This window comes from Rhizobium binxianense (assembly GCF_028994275.1).
GTDB lineage: Bacteria > Pseudomonadota > Alphaproteobacteria > Rhizobiales > Rhizobiaceae > Rhizobium > Rhizobium binxianense.
This window is the reverse complement of sequence record NZ_CP118713.1, coordinates 931,125-957,571: the sequence shown is the minus strand read 5'-3', so window position 1 is coordinate 957,571 and position 26,447 is coordinate 931,125. Positions and strand designations below refer to the sequence as shown.

General features: G+C 59.4%; 20 protein-coding genes. 6 read left to right on the top strand and 14 right to left on the bottom strand.

Features of this window, described 5'->3' with window-relative positions; translation table 11 throughout:
- Positions 1 to 59: 59 nt before the first annotated feature.
- On the bottom strand, positions 60 to 998 hold the full coding sequence (locus PO860_RS04760; protein ID WP_273884119.1) for a DMT family transporter: 939 nt from the start codon (positions 996 to 998) through the stop codon (positions 60 to 62).
- On the opposite strand from PO860_RS04760, the gene PO860_RS04755 reads away from it, so the two are divergent.
- The 4 genes from PO860_RS04755 to PO860_RS04740 all read left to right on the top strand — a co-directional run bounded on the left by PO860_RS04755 (position 997) and on the right by PO860_RS04740 (position 7,789).
- Positions 997 to 1,254 (top strand): hypothetical protein, encoded by a 258-nt coding sequence (locus tag PO860_RS04755; RefSeq protein ID WP_275038201.1) that lies wholly within the window; start codon positions 997 to 999, stop codon positions 1,252 to 1,254. The two genes, PO860_RS04760 and PO860_RS04755, sit on opposite strands and share 2 nt — an antisense overlap.
- A gap of 90 nt (positions 1,255 to 1,344) precedes the next feature.
- Positions 1,345 to 2,451, top strand: a complete 1,107-nt coding sequence (locus PO860_RS04750; RefSeq protein WP_272783312.1) for a methyl-accepting chemotaxis protein — start codon at positions 1,345 to 1,347, stop codon at positions 2,449 to 2,451.
- A gap of 187 nt (positions 2,452 to 2,638) precedes the next feature.
- Positions 2,639 to 5,287: an aminopeptidase N gene (pepN, locus tag PO860_RS04745; RefSeq protein WP_183606258.1), complete on the top strand. Its 2,649-nt coding sequence runs from the start codon at positions 2,639 to 2,641 to the stop codon at positions 5,285 to 5,287.
- A 192-nt stretch (positions 5,288 to 5,479) separates the two neighbouring features.
- Entirely contained in the window at positions 5,480 to 7,789 is a 2,310-nt protein-coding gene (locus PO860_RS04740; protein WP_183606257.1) for a PAS domain-containing sensor histidine kinase, read from the top strand.
- Between the two features lie 210 nt (positions 7,790 to 7,999).
- Here the strand turns inward: PO860_RS04740 and PO860_RS04735 are convergent, their stop codons facing one another.
- From PO860_RS04735 to PO860_RS04690, 10 genes are all read right to left on the bottom strand, one after another.
- Positions 8,000 to 8,839: a dioxygenase family protein gene (locus PO860_RS04735; RefSeq protein WP_273884120.1), complete on the bottom strand. Its 840-nt coding sequence runs from the start codon at positions 8,837 to 8,839 to the stop codon at positions 8,000 to 8,002.
- A 114-nt stretch (positions 8,840 to 8,953) separates the two neighbouring features.
- The gene (locus PO860_RS04730) at positions 8,954 to 10,015 is read right to left on the bottom strand and encodes a maleylacetate reductase (RefSeq protein ID WP_273884121.1); all 1,062 of its coding nucleotides are present in this window, start codon (positions 10,013 to 10,015) and stop codon (positions 8,954 to 8,956) included.
- A gap of 92 nt (positions 10,016 to 10,107) precedes the next feature.
- Positions 10,108 to 10,992, bottom strand: coding sequence for a formyltetrahydrofolate deformylase (purU, locus tag PO860_RS04725; RefSeq protein WP_273884122.1), 885 nt, complete (start codon positions 10,990 to 10,992; stop codon positions 10,108 to 10,110).
- 104 nt (positions 10,993 to 11,096) lie between these two features.
- Positions 11,097 to 11,801, bottom strand: coding sequence for an ABC transporter ATP-binding protein (locus PO860_RS04720; RefSeq protein ID WP_183606253.1), 705 nt, complete (start codon positions 11,799 to 11,801; stop codon positions 11,097 to 11,099).
- Positions 11,794 to 12,543 (bottom strand): ABC transporter ATP-binding protein, encoded by a 750-nt coding sequence (locus PO860_RS04715; protein ID WP_183606252.1) that lies wholly within the window; start codon positions 12,541 to 12,543, stop codon positions 11,794 to 11,796. Before PO860_RS04715 ends, PO860_RS04720 begins: the two co-directional genes overlap by 8 nt.
- Positions 12,540 to 13,529 (bottom strand): branched-chain amino acid ABC transporter permease, encoded by a 990-nt coding sequence (locus PO860_RS04710; RefSeq protein ID WP_272783307.1) that lies wholly within the window; start codon positions 13,527 to 13,529, stop codon positions 12,540 to 12,542. The genes PO860_RS04715 and PO860_RS04710 overlap by 4 nt, the downstream gene beginning before the upstream one ends.
- On the bottom strand, positions 13,526 to 14,389 hold the full coding sequence (locus tag PO860_RS04705) for a branched-chain amino acid ABC transporter permease (RefSeq protein WP_273880570.1): 864 nt from the start codon (positions 14,387 to 14,389) through the stop codon (positions 13,526 to 13,528). The genes PO860_RS04710 and PO860_RS04705 overlap by 4 nt, the downstream gene beginning before the upstream one ends.
- 68 nt (positions 14,390 to 14,457) lie before the next feature.
- Complete coding sequence (locus PO860_RS04700) at positions 14,458 to 15,627, bottom strand: ABC transporter substrate-binding protein (RefSeq protein ID WP_183606249.1); 1,170 nt, start codon at positions 15,625 to 15,627, stop codon at positions 14,458 to 14,460.
- Between the two features lie 251 nt (positions 15,628 to 15,878).
- Complete coding sequence (locus PO860_RS04695; protein WP_273884123.1) at positions 15,879 to 16,862, bottom strand: methylenetetrahydrofolate reductase; 984 nt, start codon at positions 16,860 to 16,862, stop codon at positions 15,879 to 15,881.
- 51 nt (positions 16,863 to 16,913) lie between these two features.
- Positions 16,914 to 18,329, bottom strand: coding sequence for an aminomethyl transferase family protein (locus PO860_RS04690; RefSeq protein ID WP_183606248.1), 1,416 nt, complete (start codon positions 18,327 to 18,329; stop codon positions 16,914 to 16,916).
- Between the two features lie 340 nt (positions 18,330 to 18,669).
- Between PO860_RS04690 and PO860_RS04685 the strand changes: the two genes are divergently transcribed.
- Together PO860_RS04685 and PO860_RS04680 are read left to right on the top strand one after the other, a co-directional pair.
- Complete coding sequence (locus tag PO860_RS04685) at positions 18,670 to 19,089, top strand: MarR family winged helix-turn-helix transcriptional regulator (protein WP_183606664.1); 420 nt, start codon at positions 18,670 to 18,672, stop codon at positions 19,087 to 19,089.
- Positions 19,090 to 19,145: 56 nt separating this feature from the next.
- Entirely contained in the window at positions 19,146 to 20,828 is a 1,683-nt protein-coding gene (locus tag PO860_RS04680) for an FAD-dependent oxidoreductase (RefSeq protein WP_272783304.1), read from the top strand.
- A gap of 223 nt (positions 20,829 to 21,051) precedes the next feature.
- Here the strand turns inward: PO860_RS04680 and PO860_RS04675 are convergent, their stop codons facing one another.
- From PO860_RS04675 to PO860_RS04665, 3 genes are all read right to left on the bottom strand, one after another.
- On the bottom strand, positions 21,052 to 24,024 hold the full coding sequence (locus PO860_RS04675) for a bifunctional [glutamine synthetase] adenylyltransferase/[glutamine synthetase]-adenylyl-L-tyrosine phosphorylase (protein ID WP_273884124.1): 2,973 nt from the start codon (positions 24,022 to 24,024) through the stop codon (positions 21,052 to 21,054).
- Between the two features lie 237 nt (positions 24,025 to 24,261).
- Positions 24,262 to 25,671, bottom strand: a complete 1,410-nt coding sequence (locus tag PO860_RS04670; RefSeq protein ID WP_183606245.1) for a sensor histidine kinase — start codon at positions 25,669 to 25,671, stop codon at positions 24,262 to 24,264.
- Entirely contained in the window at positions 25,668 to 26,423 is a 756-nt protein-coding gene (locus tag PO860_RS04665; RefSeq protein ID WP_409518659.1) for a response regulator transcription factor, read from the bottom strand. The genes PO860_RS04670 and PO860_RS04665 overlap by 4 nt, the downstream gene beginning before the upstream one ends.
- Positions 26,424 to 26,447 lie beyond the last annotated feature (24 nt).

The window sequence follows — 26,447 nt, the reverse complement described above, 5'->3', positions numbered from 1 at the left end:
AATTTCCCCGTCGCGGCGATTTTCGCCTTAAAAGCTTTGATATCATGAGCTTGCAGGCGTCAGGCTTGCGGCGTCGTGGCCTTGCGCGCCTCTCTCTGCTCGATGCCCAGCTGATGCTCGCGATAGATGATGAAGATGCCGGCGGAGATGACGATGAGCGTGCCGATCAGCATGGTGACGCTCGGCAAGTCGCCGAAGACGAAATAGGCGACGATGCTGCCGAGCAGGATGGAGGTATATTCGAACGGCGCGATGGTGGAGACGTCGGCATGGCGATAACTTTCCGTCAGCAGGATCTGCGCGACGCCACCGCAAAAACCGGCCGCGACCAGATAGAGTGCCGACGGCCATGGCAGGATGAGCCAGCCGAAAGGCAGGGAGGCCAGTGAGAAGACCGAGGCGGTGAGCGAGAAGTACAGCACGATCGTCGCTGTCTTCTCCTCCTCGACGAGACGACGCACCTGGATCATCGCCATGCCGCCGAGAACGGCCGAGAGCAGCACCGAGAGCGCCCCGACGGCCTGTTCGGCCTCCATGCCGCCCTCGCGAAACAGCGTGAGCTTCGGCCATGAGACGATGGCGACGCCGACGATGCCGACCAGGACGGCGCTCCAGCGATAGATGCGCACGGTCTCGCCGAGAAAGACGGCGGCAAAGATGACGGCAACGAGCGGCAAGGCGTAGCCGAGCGCGATCGCCTCCGGCAGCGGCAGATGCAGGAGGCCGTAGAAACCGAAAGCCATCGACATAATGCCGATCGTGCCGCGCTTGAGGTGACCGACCGGATTGGCGGTGTAGAAGGCGGCGCGCAACTGCCCGATATAGGCGAGATAGGCGATGATCGGGAAGAGCGCGAAGAACGATCTGCAGAACGTTACCTGACCCGGCGGGATCTCCGAGCCGGCCAGCTTGATGAAGGTCTGCATGGCCAGGAAGACCACGACCGATGAGACTTTTAGCGCAATGCCTCTCATCGGGTTTCTGAGAACCGAGTGCATGATCCTGGCTCTTAATACTGACTTAAGCGGAACGGGGGACGCGTTCGACTCAGGAACGCCGTGGATGACGTCTTGCATCGTAACGAAAGAAAATCCCGATTGGCGAAAAAACCGCAAGCAACATCAGAGAATCACAGAATCGCCGCCAGCTGCAGGCTCAACCGTGCTGCTTATGCGCCACCGCTCTGAAATTTCCCGTTTTGAGCCATTCACCCCGAAAATGTTCATCTCGCGGGGCGCGCCGTTAACCAATTGAAAACCATAGGCAAGCATCGTTTTTATCGCTGATCTCGAAATTTTTCTTCACCACATAAACAAGTGCCCGCTCCTTCCAGGATCCCATTTGATGAAGCCGCTTAGCGCCGAAACCATTGCCCAGTCGCAGAATGCGACACCGCGGTCCATGCGCGTCGTCACCGACGGCATCAGCACCGACCTCGAGCGCTTCAGCGCCGACAACACCCATATCGTCAAGCAGATCAAGCTGCTCGCGATCAATGCGCTGATCGAGGCGGCACGGGCCGGCGAGACCGGCAAGGGTTTTGCGGTCGTTGCCAACGAGGTGCAGCGGCTGGCGCAGATCGCCACCGACATCACCGGCAGGTTCGAGAGCAACGTGCTCGGCCGCATCGGCCTCAGCCGCGCCATGGCGGATTCGCTGGTCGAGGAGATGGAGGGCGTCCGCCTCACTGATCTCGCGCAGACGCTGGTGCAGCTCATCGTCCGCAACCTTTTCGAGCGCACGGCCGATGTGCGCTGGTGGGCGACGGACCCGGCACTCTGGCAGGCGCTGCAGAACCCGGATCGGGAAACCGTCGCCTTTGCGGCAGAGCGTCTCGGCGCCATCAACCGCTTCTACACCGTCTATCTCGATCTCGTCATGACCGATCTCTCGGGCAAGGTGATCGCGTCCGCCAATCCCAAGTTCCAGCGCAAGATCGCCGGCACCAGCCTTGCCGGCGATCCGTGGTTCCGCGCGGCGTCTGCCTGTTCCTCCGGCGACGCTTATATCGTCGACGAGGTCAAGGCGAGCCCGATCCATGACAACAGGCATGCGCTTGTCTATGCCACGGGCATCCGCGAAGAGGGCAAGCTCGACGGACGGCTGGTCGGCACGCTCGGCGTCTATTTCGACTGGCAGAACCAGGGCCAGGCGATCGTCGAGAAGGAGGCGAACCTACCGCCGCAGCTGGCGGAAAGAACGACGGTCATGCTGCTCGACGGCAAGAGCCGGGTGATCGCCACCACCAATCCCGCCCTGCTGTTTTCGCATTTCGCACTCGCCAACCCCAACGGCCAGGCGAAAGGCAGCTATTACGACAATGACGGCTCGATCGTCGCCTTCGCACGCACCCTCGGCTACGAGGATTACGACGGGCTCGGCTGGTATGGCGTCGTCGTGCAGCGGACCGAAAGCGACGCGACGATCAAGGCCGCGCTCAATCTGAAGTAGAGTCTCCCTCCCTGGCAGCCGCAGTCATCCGTCCCAATCAGGTATTTTGCCCGCGAACTTCGTGTTCGCGGGCAATTTGCTTTAACTTTAGTTCAGACTTTAATGTAATCATGCCCGGCAAATTTATGGCAGAGTGCGCCCGCCTCTGTATTCCGCGGTTGTCAAATAACGGTCTTCAGGAAACACCATGCGAACAGATACCGGCCAGGTCATTCATCTGGCAGATTACCGTCCCACCGACTTCGTGCTGGAACGCGTGGACCTGACCTTCGAACTCGACCCAACGGAGACAAAAGTCGAGGCCCGTCTGATCTTTCATCGCCGTCCGGGCACTGATCCGACGGCGCCGATCGTGCTCGACGGCGACGAGCTGACGCTGTCGGGGCTGCTGTTCGACCAGGTGGAGATGGATCCTGCGCGTTATGACGCGACACCGGAAAGCCTGACGGTGCGCGACCTGCCGGAGAGTGCGCCCTTCGAGCTGACGATCACCACGGTCATCAATCCCGAGGCCAATACCCAGCTGATGGGCCTCTACCGCACCGGCGGCATCTACTGCACGCAATGCGAGGCCGAAGGCTTCCGCCGTATCACCTATTTCCCCGACCGGCCCGACGTGCTTGCGCCGTTCACGGTCAACATCATCGCCGACAAGGACGCCAACCCGCTGCTTTTGTCGAACGGCAACTTCCTCGGCGGTGCCGGCTACGGCCCCGGCAAGCATTTCGCCGCCTGGTTCGACCCGCATCCGAAGCCGAGCTATCTCTTCGCGCTCGTCGCCGGCGATCTCGGCGTTGTCGAAGACACCTTCACCACCATGTCCGGCCGCGAGGTGGTGCTGAAGATCTATGTCGAGCATGGCAAGGAGCCGCGCGCCGCCTATGCGATGGACGCGCTGAAACGCTCGATGAAATGGGACGAAGAGCGGTTCGGACGCGAATACGATCTCGACATCTTCATGATCGTCGCCGTCTCCGACTTCAACATGGGGGCGATGGAGAACAAGGGCCTCAACGTCTTCAACGACAAATATGTACTTGCCGATCCGGAGCTCGCGACCGATGCCGACTACGCCAATATCGAGGCGATCATCGCGCATGAATATTTCCACAACTGGACCGGCAACCGCATCACCTGCCGCGACTGGTTCCAGCTATGCCTCAAGGAAGGCCTGACAGTCTATCGCGATCACGAATTCTCCTCCGACCAGCGCTCGCGCCCGGTCAAGCGCATCGCCGAGGTGCGCCACCTGAAATCGGAGCAATTCCCGGAAGATGGCGGCCCGCTCGCCCATCCGGTACGGCCGACGAAATATCGCGAGATCAACAATTTCTACACGACGACCGTCTATGAGAAGGGCAGCGAAGTCACGCGCATGATCGCGACGCTGCTCGGCAAGGACGGCTTCAAGAAGGGCCTGGACCTCTATTTCGATCGCCATGACGGCCAGGCCGTGACGATCGAGGATTTCGTCAAATGCTTCGAGGATGCGAGCGGGCGCGACCTCGCGCAATTCTCGCTCTGGTACCATCAGGCCGGCACGCCGCTCGTCACCGCATCGGGCAGCTATGATGCGGCGGCCGGCAGCTTCACCCTGTCGCTCGAGCAGATGATCCCGGCAACGCCCGGCCAGCCGACCAAGGAGCCGATGCATATTCCGCTCAGCCTGGCCCTCTTCGGCGAAAACGGCGGCAAACTCGAGCCGAGCTCGGTCGAGGGCGCGGAATATTCCGGCGAGGTGCTGCATCTCACAGGCCGTACCCAGACAGCGGTGTTCCACGGCATCGGCTCGCGCCCGGTCGTTTCGATCAACCGCAGCTTCTCGGCACCGATCAACCTCCATTTCGATCAGAGCCCGGCCGATCTCGCCCACCTTGCCCGCCATGAAACCGATCATTTCGCTCGCTGGCAGGCTCTGACCGATCTGGCGCTGCCGAACCTCCTGAAAGCCGCCCGCGACGCCCGTGAGGGCAAGCCTGTCATCTGCGAAGCGACATTCGTCGAGACGCTGCTTGCGGCGGCCGCCGACCAGAGCCTCGAGCCGGCGTTCCGCGCTCAGGCGCTGGCGCTGCCGAGCGAATCCGATATTGCCCGCGAACTCGGCAGCAACAACGATCCCGATGCCATCCACGCCGGCCGGCAGGCAATCCTGAAACAGATCGCCGAGGCCGGAAAGGATGTTTTTGCCGGCCTTTACGCCGCGATGACGACACCGGGCGATTTCAGCCCGGACGCGAAAAACGCCGGCCTCAGGGCGCTGCGAAACACTGCCCTCACCTATCTCTCGCATGCCGAGCAGACGCCGGCCCGCGCCAAGGCCGCCTTCGATGCAGCCAACAATATGACCGACCTCAGCCATGCGCTGACCATCCTCGCTCATCGTTTCCCCGACAGTGCCGAGACCAGCGAGGCGCTGGAAAGCTTCCGCGACCGTTTCGCCGGAAATGCGCTGGTCATCGACAAATGGTTCGCAATCCAGGCCGGCATTCCCGGCGCGAAAACCCTGGAGCGGGTCCGCGCCCTGATGCAAAATCCGCTGTTCAAGCGAACCAATCCGAACCGCATGCGGTCGCTGGTCGGCACCTTCGCCTTTGCCAACCCGACCGGCTTCGGCCGCGCCGACGGCGAAGGCTATCGCTTCCTTGCCGATCAGATTCTCGATATCGACGGGCGCAACCCACAGCTTGCCGCCCGCATTCTAACGTCGATGCGCTCCTGGCGCTCGCTGGAACCGGCGCGGGCCGATCACGCCCGCTCGGCGCTGATCGAGATCGAGCAGGCTCCCGGCCTTTCCACAGACGTGCGCGATATCGTCGAGCGCACGCTTAAAGGGTAATTCGCCTCAGTCGGCCGTCGCAAAAAATTCGGCGGCCGTTTGCCAAGCGGAATTGAATCGCTCGAAAAGCGCCAAATTATAAATAGTTAACGGATTTTTACCTTTGCCTCTGGACAAGGCGAATCACCCATGATTCTCTAGGTCAGGTTCGAGCGAGCGGCGCGCGAATCACACGAGGGACAAGGCAAAGAGATGATGGACGTGCGGCGGGCAACCGTGGCCGGAGGACGGCTGCGTGTCGATTTTGACGGGCTGAAAGCCTGGCGAGACAGCCTTTCCGGTCATGCGACATCGGAACCCCTTCTCCAGCATCTGCCGAAGGCCGAGCTGCTTCTGAAGCGCGCCATTCCGGCGCTGATCGTCGCCTTCCTCTTCGTTGTCGCCGCGTCGCATTTCCTCGGCATGCTCAGCGAATATTCCCGCCTGGAAGCCTCGGCCCGCCATGCCACGGCGCTTTCGGCAGCGACCGCGTCTGCCGTGTTTGCCGATGCGTCCGGCATCTTCGACAGCGGCGATGCCGCAGAAGCGCAGGCCCGGCTCGCCAGGTTCCTGCCGCAGGACCGGCTTGATAACGGCGCCTTCGTGCTGCTCGTGCAGGCAAGCGGCAAGGTCTTTGCCGCGACGACCGCCGGGCTTTCGTATGTCGGCAGCAATGTCGGCGATTTCTTCCCCGAGGTCTCGGCGATCCGGCGTTTCGGCGATCGCGCCGACGTCATCGAAACGACGATCGGCGGCGTGCCGCATTACGCCGAGATCACGTTGATGGGCAATACCGGCGGTTATATCGTCGCCGCTACCTCGCTCAACGAGATCGGCCGCCTCTGGCGCGAACAACTGGCGCTCAACGTCACGCTGTTTGCCGGCATCTCCTCGATCCTGCTGGTCATCCTCTATGCCTATTACACGCAGGTGAAGCGCGCCCGCGACGCCGACGACATCTTTCTGGAATCGAACCTGCGCGTCGAGACGGCGCTGTCGCGCGGCCGCTGCGGCCTCTGGGACTTCGATTTCGAGAACCGCGAATTCTTCTGGTCGCGCTCGATGTACGACATGCTCGGCCTGCCGGGTTCCGACAAGACGATGGGCTTCGGCGAAGCCGCGCGGCTGATGCATCCCGATGACGGCGGGCTCTACGAGATCGCCCGCGCTATCGCCAAGGGCCATTCCGGCCAGGTCGATCAGATCTTCAGGATGCGCCATGCTGGCGGCCACTATGTCTGGATGCGCGCCCGCGCCCAGGTGATCCGCAGCAATTCCGGCCGTATGCACCTGATCGGCATTGCCATGGACGTGACCGAACAGCATCGGCTCGCCCAACGCTATGCGGAAGCCGACCAGCGGCTCGCCGACGCCATCGAATGCACCTCGGAAGCCTTCGTGCTCTGGGACAAGAACGATCGGCTCGTCATGTGCAACACGCATTTCCAACAGGCCTACGGCTTGCCGGACAGCGTGCTGGTGCCGGGCACCGAGCGCTCGATCGTCAATGCCGCCGCGGCCCGCCCGGTCATCGAACGGCGGATCGCCGATGCCGATGGCCCCGGCTATTCGCGCACGACGGAAGTGCAGCTCGCCGACGAGCGCTGGCTGCAGATCAACGAGCGGCGTACCCGCGACGGCGGCAGGGTTTCGGTGGGAACCGACATCACGCTGATGAAACGCCATCAGGAGCGGCTGCGTGAATCCGAACGGCGGCTGATGGCGACGATCGGTGATCTCTCCGCCTCGCGCCAGACGCTGGAGAGCCAGAAATCCGAGCTTTCGACGGCCAACGCCAACTATCAGGCGGAAAAGGAACGCGCCGAGGCCGCCAATAAGGCGAAATCGGAATTCCTCGCCAATATGTCGCATGAGCTGCGCACGCCGCTCAACGCCATCCTCGGCTTCTCGGAAATCCTGCAGAACCAGATGTTCGGGCCGCTCGGCTCGCTGAAATACGACGAATATGCCCGCGATATCCATGACAGCGGTAAACATCTGCTCAACGTCATCAACGACATTCTCGACATGTCGAAGATCGAGGCCGGCCACCTCAGGCTGCACTGTGAGCGCATCGATCTCGTGCCGCTGATCGAGGAAAGCCTGCGTTTCACCGCCATGCCCGCGGCTGAAAAGAACATCGTCATCGACCAGCGCATCTCATCCGGCCTGACGCTGATGGCCGACCGCCGGGCGATGAAACAGGTGCTGCTCAACCTGCTCTCCAATGCGGTGAAGTTCACCGACAACGGCGGCCGCATTGCGGTGCGCACGCGGCGCGTCGATGGCGCCGTCTTCGTCACCATCGCCGATACCGGCATCGGCATTCCGCGCTCGGCGCTGTCGAAGATCGGCCAACCCTTCGAACAGGTGCAGAGCCAGTATGCCAAGAGCAAGGGCGGTTCCGGCCTCGGGCTCGCCATCTCCCGCTCGCTGACCGCGCTGCACGGCGGCCGCATGAAGATCCGCTCGCGAGAGGCGGTGGGCACCGTGATCTCGCTGCGCATTCCGGATGCTGTTTAATGCGTGTCGCGCAAGGGTTCGCGGTGGTTTTGAGACAACGACATCTGCCGAGCCGGCGCATGGCCAGCCTTGACGCCGGCAAGCTACTCTACAACGATATAGGTTGCCGGATCGAGTAGAGACATCCGCACGGCAACCTGCCCTTCTATTGCGTTCCCCCTCAGGCGCTGGCGGCTACGTTCTGGCTGGGCAAGATGGCAATTTGCACGCTCACGCTGGATTAAGGATAAAATCGAACGGTGATCGCCACTGGGTGATCCCGTCTACAAGCCGCTCATAAGGCGCAGTCAATGTGGACTTGACGCCAAATACCGCATCAGACGAGAGGTAGACGTCGTCCCCTACGAACGTGTGGGTGACAAGCTTTTGGTAGCCCGCTGCTGTGACGATATAATGCATGTGAGCAGGGCGATAAGGATGCCTGCCGAGCTGTTTCAGCATTTTACCAACCGGCCCGTCGTCGGGAATGGGATATGAAACCGGTTTGATTCCGATAAAGCTGTAGCGCCCCTCCGGACCTGTCACGAATATCCCGCGGTTATTCCATCGAGGCTGAAGCGAAGGCTGCTGCACATCGTAAAAACCATCGGCATTGTCTGACCATACATCGATACTTGCACCCTCAATAGGGTTGCCGCCGAGATCAGTCACCCTGCCCTCGAACAGACAGCTTTCGCCTTTGCCGTCGAGAGTGATACATTCGCCCATCTCATGACGTGGTGCTCCAAGCACGTGAAAAGGACCCAGCACCGTATTTTCCGTGGCGCCGGGTTGCCTGCGATTATTGATGGCGTCGACCAGCATGGACACCCCCAACGTGTCGGACAGGAGGATAAACTCCTGCCGTTGCTCGGAGCAGATTTTGCCCGTCTCCGTGAAAAAATCGATCGCGACCTCCCACTCCTCTTGTGAAAGTCGAGCCTCTTTGATGAAGGCGTGGAGATGCGTCACAAGACACGTCATGATTTCCCTCAAACGAGGATCGATGTCCGCGCCCATCCGCCCGTTTACCGCATCAACTGAGGCCTCTTCCGTGAAGTAACTAGTCATTGCTGCTCCTTTTGTGCTGGAAGAAGTCATCGTGGCTCACGTCGATGAGTGCGCCGGAATTTGCATGGAGGCCCGTTGTTTGGTCGCGGCCCATTGGAGGCAGTCCTTCGAGTATCAACCAGGCCTTACGCCTTCCCATGCATTCTGGAGTAGAGCCCGGATTGCGCCAACCTCCAGAGGACGGGGATTCCAGTAGGGATTGCGGACGGAAAGCGCCGCCACCTTATCAAGATCTTCACCTGTCACCCCCAGATCTCGCAGTCTCATGGGGGCGCCGATGCGAAGCGCAAAATCATAAAGACCCGTACCGGCGCCCGATGCTCCGAACAACTGCGCGACAGGGGCAAGCAATTCGGGAACAGCTTGTTCGGTATAGGCGATTGTGTGCGGCAGAAGGATCGCGTGAGTTTCTGCATGCGGCAGGTCGAAACTCCCGCCGAGCGTATGGCAAAGCTTGTGATGTAACGCCATGCCGACAGCTCCCAGAACGACACCGCAGAGCCAGGAACCGTAAAGGGCGTCTGCGCGGGCAGTGCGATCCCGGGGGCTTTCGACTATGGCAGGGAGGGCTCTCTGCAAAGCGGCGATGCCCTCCATCGCCATCATGGAGGCAATGGGATTGCGATCCCGGGCATAAAGTCCCTCAACAGCGTGCGCCATGGCGTTCAGGCCACTCGTAACGCTCATCTTGACAGGGAGGTCGATGGTTAGTTCCGGATCATAAATGACTGTTTCCGGTAGGATCGATGAGCCTCGAACCGTGGTTTTGACCCCGTTTTCCGTCTGCCCTAAAATTGGCGTTACTTCGGAACCGGCATACGTCGTCGCAATGACAAGCTGCGGCGTATCGTTCCTGTAGGCAATGGCCTTTCCGAGGCCAATCGTTGATCCGCCACCCAGTGATAAAACACAGTCGGCACCGATCTCTTTGAAAAGAGAGAGCGCCTCCGTGGTCACGTCAACCGGCGTGTGCATGGCGGCACGGCTGAACACCCCAACAGCAAGGGACCCCAATGCCTTGGCGAGAGATCGAGCATCGTTCTCCTGATGAGGTGTCGACAGGACAAGCGCTCGGCTGCAGCCAAGCTGGCGCAATTCCTCGGCGGCGTTTGATATCGCCCCAAAGCCAAATATGATACGCGGTATATTGCTTTCATATCTGAATGGCTCACGCATCTTCTCCTCCTTGAGGCCGATTGAAACTGGGGTTCGCTACGCCTTCAATGATGCTAGTGCGATGTTTTCGCCGTCGATAACGCGCTCGCCCATCAGTCCATGCGCTCCGAAGCATAAGACCCGGGGCTTGGCTGGAAGACGACGGTGCGATTGCCGTTGATGAAGGTGCGGTGGTGGATGTGCGCATGGATGGCACGCGCCAGCACCTGACTTTCTACATCGCGGCCGAGTGAAACATAATCTTCCGCCGACTGGGCATGGGTGATGCGGACGGTATCCTGTTCGATGATTGGTCCCTCGTCGAGGTCGCCGGTGACGTAATGCGCCGTGGCGCCGATCAGCTTTACGCCACGCTGATAGGCCTGCTTGTACGGGTTGGCCCCCTTGAAGCTCGGCAAAAAGGAATGGTGAATGTTGATGATGCGGCCGGACATCTTGCTGCACATCTCGTCCGACAGGATCTGCATGTATCGGGCCAGCACGACAAGTTCTGTCCCGGTACTTTCGACCAGCCCCATGATGCGGGCCTCGACCTCCGGCTTGTTGGTCTTCGTGACCGGTATATGGTGAAACGGAATATCGTGATTTACCACCAGCTTCTGATAGTCGAAATGGTTGGAGACGACGCCAACGATGTCGATCGGCAGTGCCCCAATCTTCCAACGGTATAATAGGTCGTTAAGGCAGTGGCCGAAGCGGGAGACCATTAGCAGGACCTTCATGCGGTCCTGCACATCGTGGAGCCTCCAATCCATGCCGAACTTCGTCGCTATGGGTTGGAAACCTTCCGCGAGCGCATCATGCACCATGACCTCTTCGGACAGGAAACTGACACGCATGAAGAACATGCCTGTGCCAAAATCGCCGAATTGTGAACTGTCGATGATGTTGCACCCCTGCGCGAACAGAAATCCAGATATTGCAGCCACGATGCCACGGGTTGTTTTGCAGGAAACTATCAGGACATAGCTCTTCATTCTTCACCGCACTCGATCAGGTTTAAGGCGAATAGATCGTCGAATTTCGATGAGGGTGACCAACTGGAGCGATGCGCTATCGAGGTTGGTCCAATACTCGGACGTCACGTGGCAGAGAGTCCGATGTACCGCTCCAGTTCAGCACGATTATTGGCCAATTTCGCCGTTTTTTCCTCAAAGACGATCCTCCCTTGGTCGAGTGCCACAACCCGATCCGCGAAGCTTAGCGCGGGGCCGATATGTTGCTCCACGAGAACGACGGTGCAGCCCTTGTCTGCGAGATCGCCAAAAACACCCATGAGCATTTCGCAAATCACGGGCGCCAGCCCCTCAAGCGGCTCGTCCAACAAGATAATTTCAGGCCCGCCAAGCAATGCACGGGCGATCGACAGCATCTGTTGCTCGCCGCCGGAAAGCTGGTGTCCGCCGTTAAACCGGCGTTCTTTTAATCTCGGAAACAGATCATAGGCTTCGTCTAGGGTTGAGCCGTTCCGCATCCCTGCGATGAGATTCTCTTCGACTGAAAGTGAGGGGAAGATATCGCGCGTTTGGGGCACGATTCCGATCCCCCGTCGCGCTCGCTCGTGAGCCTGAAGCCCGTCGATAGGCACGCCTCTCAATTTGATGCTTCCGGCATGCTGGCGGGTTTGCCCCATGACCGTCGCAAGCATGGTCGTCTTGCCGACCCCGTTGCGCCCGACGATCGCCAAGCGCTCGCCTTTTGAAACCTTGAGCGAAACGTTGCGGATAATGTGTGTGTCGCCATATCCCGCCACCACACCGTTCAATTCCAGCAGAGCATCAGTCATGGCCGCCCCCCAGATAAAGTTCCCGAACCTGCGAATTGGCGACCACTTCCTCCGGAGTGCCTTCCATCAAGATCGCACCATTGACCAGGACAATGATTCGATTGGCAACTTCAAAAACAAGCTGCATGTCGTGCTCGATGATGAGAACCGACAAATCTGCCGGAAGCCGCTTTATGGCTTCAACGATCAGATGGCTTTCAGTCGAAGGCACGCCTGCCGCAGGCTCATCAAGGATCAAGATCTTCGGCCGCGACGCCAATGTCAGCGCCAGTTCGACAAGCCGCTGCTGACCGTAGGCCAGCCCCCGCACGGGTTTATCTGCCAGAGGCGTCAACTCAAGATCCCGTAATAACTGCACAATCTCAAATTCTATCTCCGGTGTGCCGTCAGAACGGCAAAAAACCTTCTTCGTGCGGTGCTCCCTCTCCAATATTGGCAGGCGAATGTTTTCGCGAACCGTCAGGTCACGAAACAGATTGGTAATCTGAAAAGTTTTCGCAATGCCGGCACGAACGCGCTCGGCCTCCGACAGTCCGCCAATGCTTTTGCCATTCAGGAGGATCGTTCCCGATGTGGGCTTCAGGACGCCTGTCAACAGGTTCGCAAACGTTGTTTTACCTGCGCCGTTAGGCCCGATCAAAGCCGTCCTAGCCCCACCAGGCAGGGACAGCGTCAGGTTTCGTGCGACTTGCAGCCCCCCGAAATGCTTTGAAAGCCCATTGACAGCAAGACCGTCGATCATGATGCCCTCCTCGACAGACTAACCAGTCGATCTGGTAGTGAGACAAGTCCTTTTGGAAGGGCGAACACCACCACGAGAAGCATGAAGCCGATGACGAAAAGCCAGTTAAAGGGATCGATGCTCGCTGCTATGTGATGAACGATCATGAAGATGAGCGTGCCGATGAGCGCACCATAAAGACGTCCGGCTCCGCCAACTATCAACATCACCATGACATCAGCGGATAGAGAGAAGTTAAACACTTCGATCCCAACCAGCCCGGTCGCCTGTGCGGCCAATGCGCCTGCGATGCCTGCAATCGCTCCGGCGATAACGTACACCGTCACCTTGCGCCGATAGACGGGCGTTCCGATTGCGCGCATCCGACTGGCACTGCCTTCGATCCCACGAAGAGCGAGTCCAAACGGAGATGCAGCAAGAACGCGGCAGAACACCAATAGAGCGATCAGGATGCAGACGCAGTAGATGAACGCCACCTGCCCCACGAAGTCGAACTCGAACATTCCCAACAGTGGAGAGACAGTGATGCCGGCCAGGCCGTCGGCTCCGCCGGTTAGCCACCTCGCTTGCGAAGCGGTCTCCTGCAGCACCATGGTAACGGCAATGGATATCATCAGCAGCGCCACACCCTGAGCGCGCAAGAGCACGATTCCGGAGATCCAGGCAATCAAGGCGCCGGCAAATGCACCCGCAAAAAGCCCAATCAGAGGGTCTGGCGATAGGTGCAACGAAATAAGGCCAGCGGCATAAGCACCGCACCCGTACATGGCCGCGTGACCAAGCGTTGCGATGCCCGCATATCCCAGGATCAAGTCGAAGGAAAGCACGAATATCATCATTATGACGATGCGCGTCAAAAAGGCCAGATCGTAAGGGAACATGAAAAATGCGATGGCTGCTCCAAGCGAAACGATGAGCACTGGCAGGAACGGCGCCAGCCATGCCGTTCGGCTACTGGTGGAGACTTGTGTCGCGGTGTCGGTCATTGTGCCCTTCCCATCAAGCCATGCGGACGAAAAGCAAGCAAAGCCGTAATCGCAAGAAAAAAGAAAATCGTGCCGACCCCTGGCAAGAGGTACCGGCCGGCGGTGTCCAAAATCCCAAGACCGAGCGCAGCAGCAAAGGAGCCTGGGATGCTTCCGAGCCCGCCCACCGAGACAACGATCAGAAACAGAACCATGTATCGGAGGGGATAATAAGCTTCTATGGGAAGCAGCTCGGCCCCGAGGATGCCTCCGACAGCGGCCAGCCCTGCCCCGATGGCAAAAGCAGCGAGATAGATCCGAGGCGTGTTGATCCCAAGCGCCGCGGCTGCGACCTTGTTATCGACAGCCGCGCGCAGATAGACCCCGAAGCGGGTTTTCTCCATCAGCAGCCAGAGCGCAGCCAGAACCATAACGCCGGAACTGATGACGACCATCCGATGAAGTGGAAGTGTCTTGAACCCGAGGTCGACGGCGGTGGTTAAAGACTGAGGCGTCCCCAACGGCAAGATTGTCGAGCCCAGGAAAAAGTTCACAGTAGCAATCATCAGGAAGACGATGCCGATCGTTGCCAAGACCTGGCCGAGCTCGTTGAAACCGTAGATGTGACGGTAAAGCAATCGCTCCAACAGCACCGCAACCAGGACAATAAGAACGACGGCCGCCAAGGATGCAGCCCAAAAGGAAATGCCAAAGCGCGTGCTAAGGACATGGACGGCTGCACCTCCGAGAAGTGCGAAGCCTCCATGGGCCAGGTTGATGATCCGCATGAGTCCCATTGTGATCGAGAGCCCGACGGAGATCATAAACAGTATCATCCCGTAGGCGATGCCATCGACAAAAATGCTGAGAATGACCGACATTCGATACCTATCGACTGGAAGCAGCTGGAGGATGCGTGGCGGGACCAGTCCCGCCACGTGACAACGGCTTATGGATTGAATCCAAGATCGGGAACGTTGGCGATCGTCTCAAATTCTTTATTGATCAAGGTGCCGTCCGGCGCTTTCTCAACGCGTCGGATGTAGACGTTCTGCACAACGTGACGTGAAACGGGATCAATCTTCACAGGTCCGCGCGGGCTCTCCCACTCCATGCCTTTAGCGGCCTCGACCGCTTTTTGCCCATCCGTTCCAGCTGCCTTGATCATCTTGTAGATCAGGTCGACACCATCGTAAGCGCCTACCGAGGCCATGTTGGCACGCGACCCTGGATGAAGCTCCTTCAGTTTGGCAACAAAGCTCTTGTTGAGGGCGGAGTCATGCGCTTCAGAGTAGTGATAGGCGGTGACCAAGCCAATCGCCTGATCGCCCAGCGCATCGATCGTGGTTTCATCGGTTTCACCGGTGCCATAGAAGGAAATGCCGGCCGCTTTGAGCCCATTCTCGTTGTAGGCCTTGGTGAAGGCGAACGTTGCCGGGCCTACAGGCAAGAACGCAAATACTGCGTCTGCACCAGAGGTCTTGATTCGTTGGATGAACGGCGCAAAATCCGTCGTCTGCATAGGCATGCGGATTTTTTCGACAACTGTGCCGCCGTTCTTTTCAAAAGAGGAAGAGAAGGCCGCTTCTGCATCAATACCTGGGCTGTAGTCGGATACGGCCGTCACGACCTTCTTGGCGCCACTCTTTGCGGCCCACTGCGCAGCGGGTTGCGCTAGTTGGGATAACGTAAAGCTTGTCCGGAGGAAAAAATCCGATTGCTTGTTAATCGACGATGTTCCCGCATTGAAAATGACCGCAGGCACTTTAGCCTGCTTCGTCAAGGGGGCCACAGCCACGGCGTTTGGCGTGAAGTCAAAGCCCGCAAGATATTTCACACCTTCGCGCACCAAAAGTTCCTGAGCCGCGGCTTTGCTCGCGTCGGCGTTCGGGCCGCCCACGTCCTTGTAGATAAACTCAACCTTGTTGCCGGCAACTTCATCTCCATGCTGGGCAACATAGACATCGATCGCTTCACGGAACTGCTTACCCCAGATAGCGTTCGGTCCCGAAAATGTCGCGATGACCCCGACCTTGATGGTCTCAGCCCAAGCCAACGTACTTGTGGTCGACAGCACGGCGGTTGCCACGGCGCAGAGCGCCAATTTGGTAATCTTCATAGGTTCCTCCCTCCCGGAAAAGCGTCCGGACGCACTCGGCACAAAAGCCGCTCTCCTCATTCAATATTCGTACGGAAGCCGTACTTTAATTGTCAAGCCAACGCCTCTTAGCGGCGGACTTTGACCATGCCGAATAACGCTTTTCCTCGAAGGCGTTCGGCAATTTTTTTGCTCCCCTGCTCATCAATTTCGTGCAACATCGTCATCGTTCCGAACCATATTCTTGTCCGGATCTGCTGCAGTGGCAGTTTTCACGTCTGGTAGCTCCGTATCCACTCCACGGATTTTCGAACGCCGCCGAAGGGGTAGAAGTGCAGGCGGACATCGCCATAAGATTCATCGACCAGAGCGTTGGCGTAATCGTCAACCAACACGTCAGGTCCGGCGCTAGTCAATAGCTGCGTGATCGACAGTCCGTACTTTCTAAAGACCGCTGTCGAGGCGGAAACCCCGCAGACTGCCGCGAACCTCAGCAGCGTTCTGACGCTTGCGGGCCCCGGAATACCGACATGGATGGGCACCGTGATGCCTTTGCTGCGGATGCCGGCTATCCAATCCAACACTGGCTCCGCGCTGAACGTGAACTGGGTGAAAATCGACCATTCAAGATTGAGGGCTTCGAGAATTTGTCGTTTTTCCAAAAGCGCGTTGGTAAGGGTGGCGGAAGTTTGAGAAGGATGCCCCTCCGGATGCCCCGCTATAGCGACATGTCTTATTCCATGCTGTTCCAGGACACTGCTACGCAAGATCGTAGCGGTGTCCTGAAAGGCGCCTTTGGGAGGATCAAGGTCACCAGCAAGTATAAGCAAACGTGCCACCTGTGCTTCACGAACGAAGTTCGAAATGACATCGGACAGCTCGGCCTCCGTGCTAATCCGTCTTGCCGCTATGTGCGGCATAGGTTCGCAACCAAGCTGGCGTACCGTCTTCGCCGCCACTATCCGATCATGCTCGCTGTCGGAGGGAAGGTAGGGGACCGATATAATCGTGCCCTTGGGGATGTCACCAGACAAGGCTGACAACTGCGAGGCGTCCTTTGCTGTGACTTCGAGCGAAAATCTCTCGAGCGCATCGCGGTATTCGAGTTTACTCTTTAAGCCCAAGTTGACCATGCCGATCCCTTTCCGCCGGCATTTACGCAAGCGGATTCTCAATTTGGCTTCAGATAGAATAGCTTTCGTATAGTTCGTGAGCGCTCTTCGGACCTGACCGGTCCGACGAACAAGCAGTTTCAACTTCGAGCTCCACCTGAACGTCGGTCCAGGCGGAACAAGTTCACGCTATATTCAGCTAATCGTTGCGCGCTTCATCTTTTGAACCGAGCTCGCATAAGGGACCGGCGCCACAATAGCCCGGACCTTAAACTGTTCATGTTTTTCGACATGCGGCTTACGGGATCCGCCAGAGGGCTCGCCCCAGGTCAATGTAACCTCGGTTCCGGGCAATGCGCTCTGCGCGTTGAGCATAGCGAGCGATAGCATCTCGCCTTCGTTATTGCTATAACCGCAATGACATGAGTGGCCCACGAGCTCGCCATCGAGGCCGCGGACTTCGTCAAACTGGGGCCAGCCGTAATATGCAACCGGCAGGTCTATGGCCTTGTAACGGGGACCATCACCAAGTGCCGAGGCAAAGATTGCGGCAACGTCATCCCGGTTCCACACGAGCGTGACTTTCTGGCGGCGCTTCTCAGCCGGCAGCGATTCCAGCGCTTCACGCCCGATGAAGTCATGATCGAACTTCAGGATGTGGCCGTAGCCTAGATCCCACGGCGTCACGTAATAATCTTCAATATTCTCGGAAACAAAGCTTCCGCCGAGTTGGGCGTTCGCTTCCCAACCCTTTTCCGACAGCCATTCCCTGAAATCGCGAAGTTCGTCACCGGTGTAGATCCCCGGCAATGGATAGGGCATCCAGCCGAACTCGAAGATGGTGCTGAAATAGGTCTTGGTCCCACCCTGCTTCAAGCCATGCTTCGCGCCCGCGTCGAGAAGCGCGGTCCGCACTTTGTCCATCTCTTCATAAGGCCCAGAGAGTTCGGCGCCCAGATGACCTGCCATCCCATGACGCAGAACCAGAACCTCGCATCCTCCAATCCATACCTTGGCGGTCTTGAAGAATGCTATCTCCGGAGCCCCGCCCTCAACAGCGGCATTGAAGATAAGACCGGCATTCGGACCCTCCAACTGAAAACGATAGAACCAACGTCTTCCGGTCGGATTATACGGCGTTGGATCGTCGCGCTCGATGGTCACGTTATAACCGCCGCGCTCGGCGTTGTATTGAACCCAATTCAGGACCGGCATGCCGCTGATCAATTCAAAAGTCTCGTCCCCGCGTCTGTAGATGACACAATCGCCAATGACGTGGCCGCGAGGTGTGCAGGCAACAAACTGCTTGGCCCGGTCGTTGGTAAAGTTCGCCAAGCTATTGATGCCCAGACGTTCAAGCAGCTTGAACGCATCCGGGCCTTTGAGCATGAGTTCGGGCATGTGATGGGATTGATCGAACAGGATGGCAGTTTCCCGCCAAGCTCTCTGTTCGTCTCGCCAATTCGTGAACTCCGGCGGGATGAACGCAGCCGTAAGGCCGGTTCTCGCCCTGTAGTGAGGTGCCAGGGTATCGTTGTAAAAATACTCGACAAGATTTCGTTTCTCGTCCACCAAGTTTTGCAGCGATCTTCCGCCGTTCGCTTTGACCATTATAAAAGCATCCTCCTCACCCCGTTTTCATTTCTCGGCGTCGGCCTGAAGCGCTCGGGCTCACGCCCATCGAGAGTCTTCTGCGCACTCAGTCCGCCGTTCCAGATCGCTGCGAGAGCAATCGCGCTCCCAAGCGCATCCTCCTCTTAAACGCTGCTGGACATCCGATTTTTAGTTCGGATGCCTGACCATATAATTTTGTTTTGATGTGTGTCAATCATTTTGAAATAGGGCTGGAAAAATAGGTTCGTGAACTCTACTCGTGTAAAATAACGACTTTTGAAGGTGGCAGAAAATGATTTTACGCAACGCGTGGCGCAGGAACAACATCGGTCGCCGGATGAACGAAGCCGTCAGGATTTTCGAAAATCGAATTATCGAACATCTTAAGATCCACGGACATGCGGAACTAACCTCGGCGCACATCAACCTTACGCGAAACCTCGACGAGGACGGCACGAGGCTGACCGAACTTGCCAGGCGCGCGTCTTTGACCAAGCAGTCGATGAGCGAGCTGGTCGATCAAGTCGAGCGCACCGGCCTCATTGAAAAGCGGCCCGATCCTGCTGACGGCCGGGCAAAGCTGGTGTGCTTCACCGACAAAGGTTTCGAATGGCTTGAGGCCTTTCACCAAAGTTTGGACGTCGCAGAAAACGAAATGCGCAATGAGCTTGGGGTAGCGATGGTCGACCTCATGGTTGAAGCTCTGGGAAAATACGTCGAAGGTCAGCATGGAAAGGACAGCGACGCAGCCGGTTGACATTGGTCTGGTTTCCTTACTAAATCTGACGATATGCGGATTTGGGAGGTTTAATCGTGACTCATGAAGTTTACGACGTCGTCATCGCGGGCGGCGGCCCGTTCGGACTGATGCTGGCAAATGAGCTTGGTCGCCGGGGTATTTCCGCGGTGCTCTTTGATGAGAAATCCTCGACCGCCTTCAATCCGCAGGCGAACGCCACCCAGGCGAGAACAATGGAGCACTTTCGCCGGCTCGGGTTCGCCGAAGAGATCCGCGCGCTTGGAATGCCTGAGGATTTCCCGACAGATATCGCATATTTCACACGCTTTGCTCGCCACGAGCTGGCGCGCTTCCGCCTCCCCTCAGCCAGAGAGGCCCGAGAAAAGGTCCTGACGATGACAGGATCCTGGAGTGCCGCCGAACTGCCGCACAGGGTCTCTCAGAAATTCGTCGAACGCGTTCTTCGCAAGCACGCTGAGGCGCTGGCGACGATCTCCGTGAATTATGGCTGGCGGGTGTCCGAGTTCAACGATACCGGCGACGCCGTGACGGTAATCGCCAGCGCTGTGGAGGGAGGGGCGACGCGTGTGGTCCGTTGCAAATACCTTGTCGGAGGGGATGGCGCCCGAAGCACTGTTCGTAAGGCACTCGGCATCCGACACCAAGGCGACGGCGGCGCTGTCAGGGATTTCTTCGGAGGCAAAATGTTTGCCCTCTATCTGCGCTGCCCGCAATTTTACGAGGTCGTTCCGTTCCCACCCGCCTGGATGAACGTCGCCTTCAATGACGAGCGCCGCGCGTTCATGGCAGCGGTCGACGGTCAGGGCGAGTTCGCTTTTCATACGCAATTGAAAGACGGCGAGCGTGAAGAAGACATTTCCGACGAACAGGCCATCTCTATGTTTCAAGCGGCAGTGGGATATCCGCTTGATGCGGAAATCCTGTCTCGTGGCACGTGGACAGCCGGCTATGCGCTCGTTGCCGAGAAATTTCAGGTGGGTCGGGTATTCCTTGGCGGCGACGCGGTTCACCTCTTCACTCCCGCAGGCGGCCTCGGCTACAATACGGCGGTCGATGACGCGGTGAACCTGGGCTGGAAGCTCGCCGCGGTGATCAAGAAAAGCGCTTCTCCATTCCTTCTTGACACATATGAACTGGAGCGGCGCCCTGTCGCCATCAGGAATACCGGGTTCGCGAAGAAGTTCGCCGAGTCGATCGGGAACTACTCGCCGAAGGCCGGTCTGGAGACAGAGTCCGAACTCGGGTCGGAGTTGCGCAAGGAAGCTGGCACGTACCTGGAAGCTCATGGGCGGGCAGAGTTCAACATACCAGGTGTGACTTTCGGCGCCCGCTACGACCACTCCCCGGCGATCTTCTCTGAAGCAGGCGAGTCGGGATCGGATCTTCCGGATGTTTATACGCCCACGGCATCTCCAGGTGGCAGAGCACCCCATGTGTGGCTCGACGCCCGGACGTCCCTGTTCGATCGATTTGGATTTGAATGGACACTCCTTAGGCTTCGCCCGTCTTCCTGCAAGGGAGACGAGATTGTCGCGGCAGCCTCAACCGCCGGATTGGAGGTTACTGTCGTCGATATCGATTCAGATCAACTTCTCGAACTTTATCGTGACCCCCTTGTGCTTATCAGGCCTGATCAAGTCGTCGCTTGGCGCGGCGATGAACATGCTGAGGCAACAACGATAATCAAGAGAGTTTTAGGCTTCACTTGTTCCCAGGAGGAACGTGCTGCCGGGTGAGGCAGCTAGCTGTGAGCTTTCAGGAGGTCGTCCATTCGGTCCCGGTCGAGAAAGCTGAGGTTGTCAAAGCTTCAGTGATTCTCGGAGGACCGAATAAACATTCACAAGAATGCCCGTCTGACGCCACTGCGTCGAGAGGAGATGGCGCGCGCCGTTGTTGAAGGCCGCTTTTCCAAAGCCCATGCTTGGGATAATTCTCGTGGTCACTCCATCTGATGTGAAATCATGTGTTGGAATTGCCGGGTCGCACGACATTCTGGAATATCTTCCTGACCGCTTTCGAAAGCCGCTTCACTTCCCCTTCCAGCGTCCTGATGTCAGGGCAGTCGCCGGCGCGGCAGACGAGTTCGACGAGGCCGACCGGCGCGTCCTTCGGGTCGAACTGACCGTCTATGCAGAGGCGGATCAGCTGCGAAAGGCCGGTATAAAGGGCTGAAGCCTCGAGGCAGATGTCGAGATCGGCCGGCGCCATCAGCCTGTCGCCAAGCACCTTCAGGGCCTCGCCGGTACTCAGCCCGTTGACGGCGATGCCGGCACCCTTGGTGGGAGCGATCAGCGCCAGGTACTGGGCGATGAATTCCAGATCGATGACGCCGCCGGGGATCAGCTTCAGGTCCCATGGGCCGGAGGGCGGCTTTTCCTTGTCGATCAGTTCGCGCATCTCGGCGACATCATGCGCCACCTTGGCGATATCGCGATCGGCCGACAGCACTTCCCGGACGACATGTTCCGTCTCGGCGATCAGGCTGTCATCGCCCGAGATCAGCCGGGCACGGCTGAGCGCCATATGCTCCCAGGTCCATGCCTCCTGGCGCTGGTACTTGCCGAAAGCGTTGATGCGCGTGGCGACCGGCCCCTTGTTGCCGGAGGGACGCAGCCGCATGTCGACCTCATAGAGCACTCCTTCGGCAGTCGGCGCCGACAGGGCGGCGATCAGCCGCTGGGTGAAGCGGGTGAAATAACGCGTCGCGTCGAGCGGCTTCGGCCCGTCGGATTCGCCAGCCGCTTCGTCGTAATCATAGAGCAGGATCAGATCGATGTCGGAACCGGCCGTCAGCTCGAAGCTGCCGAGCTTGCCCATGCCGGCGACAGCGATGCGGCCGCCGGGGTAATCGCCGTGGGCGGCCCGCATCTCGCTCACCACGGCATCGAGCGCGGCTGCAATGATGAGGTCGGCGAGATGGGTAAAGGCGCGTGCGGCCATCGCGCCGTTGATTGCGCCCGTCAGCAGGCGGATACCGATCAAGAAGCGCTGCTCGGCGGCGAAGATGCGCAGGCGGTCGAGCACCTCTTCATAGTGGCGCGCCTGGGCAAGCGAGCCTTTCAGCCGTTCGCTGAGATAATCGCGGGTCGGCAGCTCAGCCATCAGGCCGGGATCGAGCATGCCGTCGAAGACATGCGGCCTGGCGGCGATCACCTCGGCAAGCCGGGGGGCTGAGGACATGATGTTGACGATCAACGACAGCAATGCCGGGTTGCTGCCGAGCAGCGAGAAGAGCTGGATGCCGGAGGGAAGGCCCGAGATGAAGCTGTCGAAACGCAGCAGCGCCTCGTCGGCGCGGTTGCTTTCGCCGAAAACCCGCAAAAGCTCCGGCGCCAGTTCCGTCAGCCTTTCGCGCGCCTCGACCGATTGCGTCGCGCGGTAGCGGCCGTAGTGCCAGGTGCGGATGATGCGGGAAATGTCGGATGGCCTGGTAAAACCGAGTTTCTTCAGCGTCTCCAGCGTATCGGGATCGTCGCCCTGGCCGGTAAAGACGAGATTTCCGGTGTCGGTGGAAAGCTTGCTCTCCTGCTCGAACAGGTGGGCATAACGGCGCTCCACCGTCTTCAGCATGCCGACCAGCCGCTCGGCGAAGCTCGGCGTGTCGGTGAAACCCATCATGAAGGCGATGCGCTTCAGGTCGGCATCGGTCTCCGGCAGCAGGTGGGTCTGTTCGTCGCGCACCATCTGGATCCGATGCTCGACGTCGCGCAGGAACCAGTAGGCCTCGGTCAGTTCGTCGCGGGTCTTCGCGTCGATCCATTTCGCCTTGGTGAGTTCACCGAGCGTCTCTTCCGTCGCCCGGCCGCGCAGTGCCGGCATGCGGCCGCCGGCGATCAGCTGCTGCGTCTGGACGAAGAATTCGATCTCGCGGATGCCGCCGCGGCCGAGCTTGACGTTATGGCCTTTGACCGCGATCGCGCCGTGGCCCTTATGCGCGTGGATCTGCCGCTTGATCGAATGAATATCTGCGATCGCCGCGTAATCGAGATATTTGCGGAAAACGAAAGGGGAAAGCCCGCGCAGGAAATCGGCGCCGGCTGCAAGATCGCCTGCAACGGCGCGCGCCTTGATGAAGGCGGCCCGCTCCCAGTTCTGGCCCCTGCCCTCATAATAGATCATCGCCGCGTCGACCGGGATCGCCAGCGGCGTCGAGCCGGGATCGGGACGCAGTCTGAGATCGGTGCGGAAGACGTAGCCATCCGCGGTGCGCTCCTGCAGGATGCGCACCAGCCGGCGCATCATCCGGGGGAAGATTTCGATCGCGTCATCGCGGTGGGGCACGATGCCGGCCTCTTCGTCGAAGAAGACGACGAGGTCGATATCGGAGGAATAGTTAAGCTCGCATGCACCGAGTTTGCCCATGCCGAGAACAATCAGCCCCGAGCCGTCGCTGGGGGCCGCCGGATTCCGCAGCCTGAGCTTTCCGCTCTCATGCGCCGATAGCAGCAGATGGTCGATCGCGGCAGCAACCGAAGCCTCGGCAAGCTCGCTCAGCCAGGCCGTCGTCGCCCGCCCGTCGAAGATGCGCGAGAGGTCGCCGAGCGCGACGAGGAAGGCCACCTTGCGCTTGATGATGCGCAGCCTGCTCATCACCACGGATTCCGCCGACGCGGCGTCCTCGTCGTCCGGCCGCCAGCAGCCCCTGGCCTCGGCGACCAGCGCCTCGATCTGCGGCTCCAGCGGCTCGGTGATGGCGCCGGCGAGCACGGCCGGGTCGAGATTGACGATTTCGCGCAGATAGGGCGACAGCGTCAGCGCCGCGGCGATGAAATCGCGAAGCGGGCCCTCGGTCTTCAGCATCGCAGCCACCGGCGGCTCGTTTCTGCCGGCCTCCTGAAGGTCGGCCAGAGCCAGCTTCAACTCCGTCTGGTTCAGCGGACGCAACAGCCCTTCGGCGACGTCCTTCAGGCCATGCGTCGATTTCGTCAGCATGCGCTCTCCCTGTTTTACAGCGCCGCGCGTCTTTTAAGACGCGCAAAGGACGCTATAACACTTTGAATTGCTGCATAATTTTATCTTCAAATCGATTCCGATTTAAGGAATTATGCAGTGCACCTCAGGAAACGACCACGCAGAATCGCAGTCCGCGCCTTCGATCGACATTAAACTAGGGTTTTGGCGGAAAACCGCCAATACGCGATTCAACCGATCGTATTTCGGCGGAAGAGATCAGGCAGCCTTGGCAGGGAAAATCATGCTGACGGTCAATCCGCGCTGTTCGGGCTTGTCGGGGTCGGTATCGGAGAGCTCCAGCCGGCCGTTGTGCAGCTCCATCACCGCTTCCACCAGCGAAAGGCCGAGCCCGGTCCCGGGCTTCGAACGGCTTTCATCGAGGCGGACGAACCGCTTCACCACGTCATCGCGCCTGTCGGCCGGAATGCCTGGGCCATGGTCGGCGACCGACAGGCAGATGCCGTCCGCGCGGCGGGCAAGCTTCAGCGACACTGTGCCGGCCCCGTCCGTATCGGAGGAATATTTGATCGCATTGTCGAGCAGGTTGAAGATCGCCTGACCGATCAGCTCGCGATTGCCCTGCACCTCGACACCGGGTTCGACGCTGGCGCTGAGATCAAGACCGGCCTCCTCGGCCGCCGGTTCGTAAAGCTCGGCGCTGTCGGAGACGATCGCCGAAAGCTCCACCGGCGACATTTCCGCCGCCACCGACCCGGCCTCGACGCGGGAGATCATCAGCAGCGCGTTGAAGGTGCGGATCAGCTGGTCCGATTCGGAAATGATGCCTTCGAGCGCGGTGCGGCGCGTCTCGCCATCTGATATATCGAGCGCATCGGCCGCCTTGTTGCGCAGCCGCGTCAGCGGCGTCTTCAGGTCGTGGGCGATGTTGTCGGAGACCTGCCTGAGGCCCTCGTTCAGCTTCTCGATGCGCTCCAGCATGGTGTTCAAAGACATCGACAAGCGGTCGAATTCATCGCCGGATCCGACGACCGGCAGGCGCTGCGAGAGGTCGCCGGCCATGATCTTCTTGCTGGCATCCGACATGCGGTCGATGCGTTTCAGCGCGTTGCGGCCGATGGCGAACCAGATGATGATCGCACCGAGCCCCATGATCGCCAAGGCCACCATCAGCGCCTGGCGCACCAGCAGACGGAAACGCTCGGGATCACCAAGGTCGCGACCGATCAGGATCCGCAAGCCGTTGTCGAGCACGAATATATTGGCGATCGCCTTGTGGCGGCGCTCAATGCCGCTGTCGGTATAGCGCTGATAGATGAAGGGCGCCGAGGTCCAGCCGATTTCCTCGAAAACACCCGGCTGCACCGAGGCGACGTTGCCGGCGAGAATATCGCCCGAGGGACCGGCGATGATGTAAAGATTGGCGCCCGGCTGGCGGGCGCGCCGCTCCATCGTGCGCAGCAGAAGGTTCATGCCGCCGGTGTCATAGGCGCGCTGGACCTGCTCCACCTCCTGTTTGACGGCGTCGCGGATCTGGCCGGTCAGCAGCCGTTCCGACATCGCCGTCACATAGAAGACGAGCGTCGCGGCGCAGATGGCGAAAAGCAGGATATAGAGTGCCGAAAGGCGGACTGCGGTGGACTTGAAGAGAACCCTGAAACGGCTCATCCCTCGTCCTTGATCATGTACCCCGCGCCCCGAATGGTCTTCAGGAGCGGCTGGCTGTAGTCCTTCTCGATCTTCGAGCGCAGACGCGAGACGTGGACGTCGATGACGTTGGTCTGCGGGTCGAAGTGATAATCCCAGACGTTTTCGAGCAGCATGGTGCGGGTCACCACCTGGCCGGCATTCTTCATCAGATATTCGAGCAGGCGGAATTCGCGCGGCTGCAGCAGGATCTCCCTGCCGCCGCGGCGCACCTCATGGGAGAGCCGGTCGAGTTCGAGATCGGCGACGCGATAGACGACATCCTGATCCGGCGTGCCCTTGCGGCGGCCGAGCACCTCGACGCGGGCCAGCAGCTCGCTGAAGGCATAGGGCTTCGGCAGATAGTCGTCGCCGCCGGCGCGCAGGCCGGTGACGCGGTCGTCGACCTGGCCGAGGGCCGAGAGAATGAGAACCGGCGTATGGATCGCCTTGCGGCGCAGCTCGCTGATGACCGAGAGCCCGTCGCGGCGCGGCAGCATGCGGTCGATGACGATGACGTCGTAGGTATTCTCCGACCCCATAAACAGGCCGGCCTCGCCGTCGCTGGCGTGATCGGCGACAATGCCCGCCTCGCGAAAGGCTTTCGTTAGGTAGACCGCGGCTTCGAGATCATCTTCGATGATGAGAATCTTCATGCGGCCGACATTACCCACCGGCTGCGTTTCGGCAAGGCTCAAAGCATCTTCCTGCGGGGCGGCGCTCATCGCGATCATCCTTCAAAGGTCAGAAGAAACGAG

Coding starts and splice junctions, on each gene's coding strand:
- PO860_RS04755 (WP_275038201.1), top strand. CDS start 997: ATGATCCTGGCTCTTAATACTGACTTAAGCGGAACGGGGGACGCGTTC.
- PO860_RS04760 (WP_273884119.1), bottom strand. CDS start 998: ATGCACTCGGTTCTCAGAAACCCGATGAGAGGCATTGCGCTAAAAGTC.
- PO860_RS04750 (WP_272783312.1), top strand. CDS start 1,345: ATGAAGCCGCTTAGCGCCGAAACCATTGCCCAGTCGCAGAATGCGACA.
- pepN (WP_183606258.1), top strand. CDS start 2,639: ATGCGAACAGATACCGGCCAGGTCATTCATCTGGCAGATTACCGTCCC.
- PO860_RS04740 (WP_183606257.1), top strand. CDS start 5,480: ATGATGGACGTGCGGCGGGCAACCGTGGCCGGAGGACGGCTGCGTGTC.
- PO860_RS04735 (WP_273884120.1), bottom strand. CDS start 8,839: ATGACTAGTTACTTCACGGAAGAGGCCTCAGTTGATGCGGTAAACGGG.
- PO860_RS04730 (WP_273884121.1), bottom strand. CDS start 10,015: ATGCGTGAGCCATTCAGATATGAAAGCAATATACCGCGTATCATATTT.
- purU (WP_273884122.1), bottom strand. CDS start 10,992: ATGAAGAGCTATGTCCTGATAGTTTCCTGCAAAACAACCCGTGGCATC.
- PO860_RS04720 (WP_183606253.1), bottom strand. CDS start 11,801: ATGACTGATGCTCTGCTGGAATTGAACGGTGTGGTGGCGGGATATGGC.
- PO860_RS04715 (WP_183606252.1), bottom strand. CDS start 12,543: ATGATCGACGGTCTTGCTGTCAATGGGCTTTCAAAGCATTTCGGGGGG.
- PO860_RS04710 (WP_272783307.1), bottom strand. CDS start 13,529: ATGACCGACACCGCGACACAAGTCTCCACCAGTAGCCGAACGGCATGG.
- PO860_RS04705 (WP_273880570.1), bottom strand. CDS start 14,389: ATGTCGGTCATTCTCAGCATTTTTGTCGATGGCATCGCCTACGGGATG.
- PO860_RS04700 (WP_183606249.1), bottom strand. CDS start 15,627: ATGAAGATTACCAAATTGGCGCTCTGCGCCGTGGCAACCGCCGTGCTG.
- PO860_RS04690 (WP_183606248.1), bottom strand. CDS start 18,329: ATGGTCAAAGCGAACGGCGGAAGATCGCTGCAAAACTTGGTGGACGAG.
- PO860_RS04685 (WP_183606664.1), top strand. CDS start 18,670: ATGAACGAAGCCGTCAGGATTTTCGAAAATCGAATTATCGAACATCTT.
- PO860_RS04675 (WP_273884124.1), bottom strand. CDS start 24,024: ATGCTGACGAAATCGACGCATGGCCTGAAGGACGTCGCCGAAGGGCTG.
- PO860_RS04670 (WP_183606245.1), bottom strand. CDS start 25,671: ATGAGCCGTTTCAGGGTTCTCTTCAAGTCCACCGCAGTCCGCCTTTCG.
- PO860_RS04665 (WP_409518659.1), bottom strand. CDS start 26,423: ATGATCGCGATGAGCGCCGCCCCGCAGGAAGATGCTTTGAGCCTTGCC.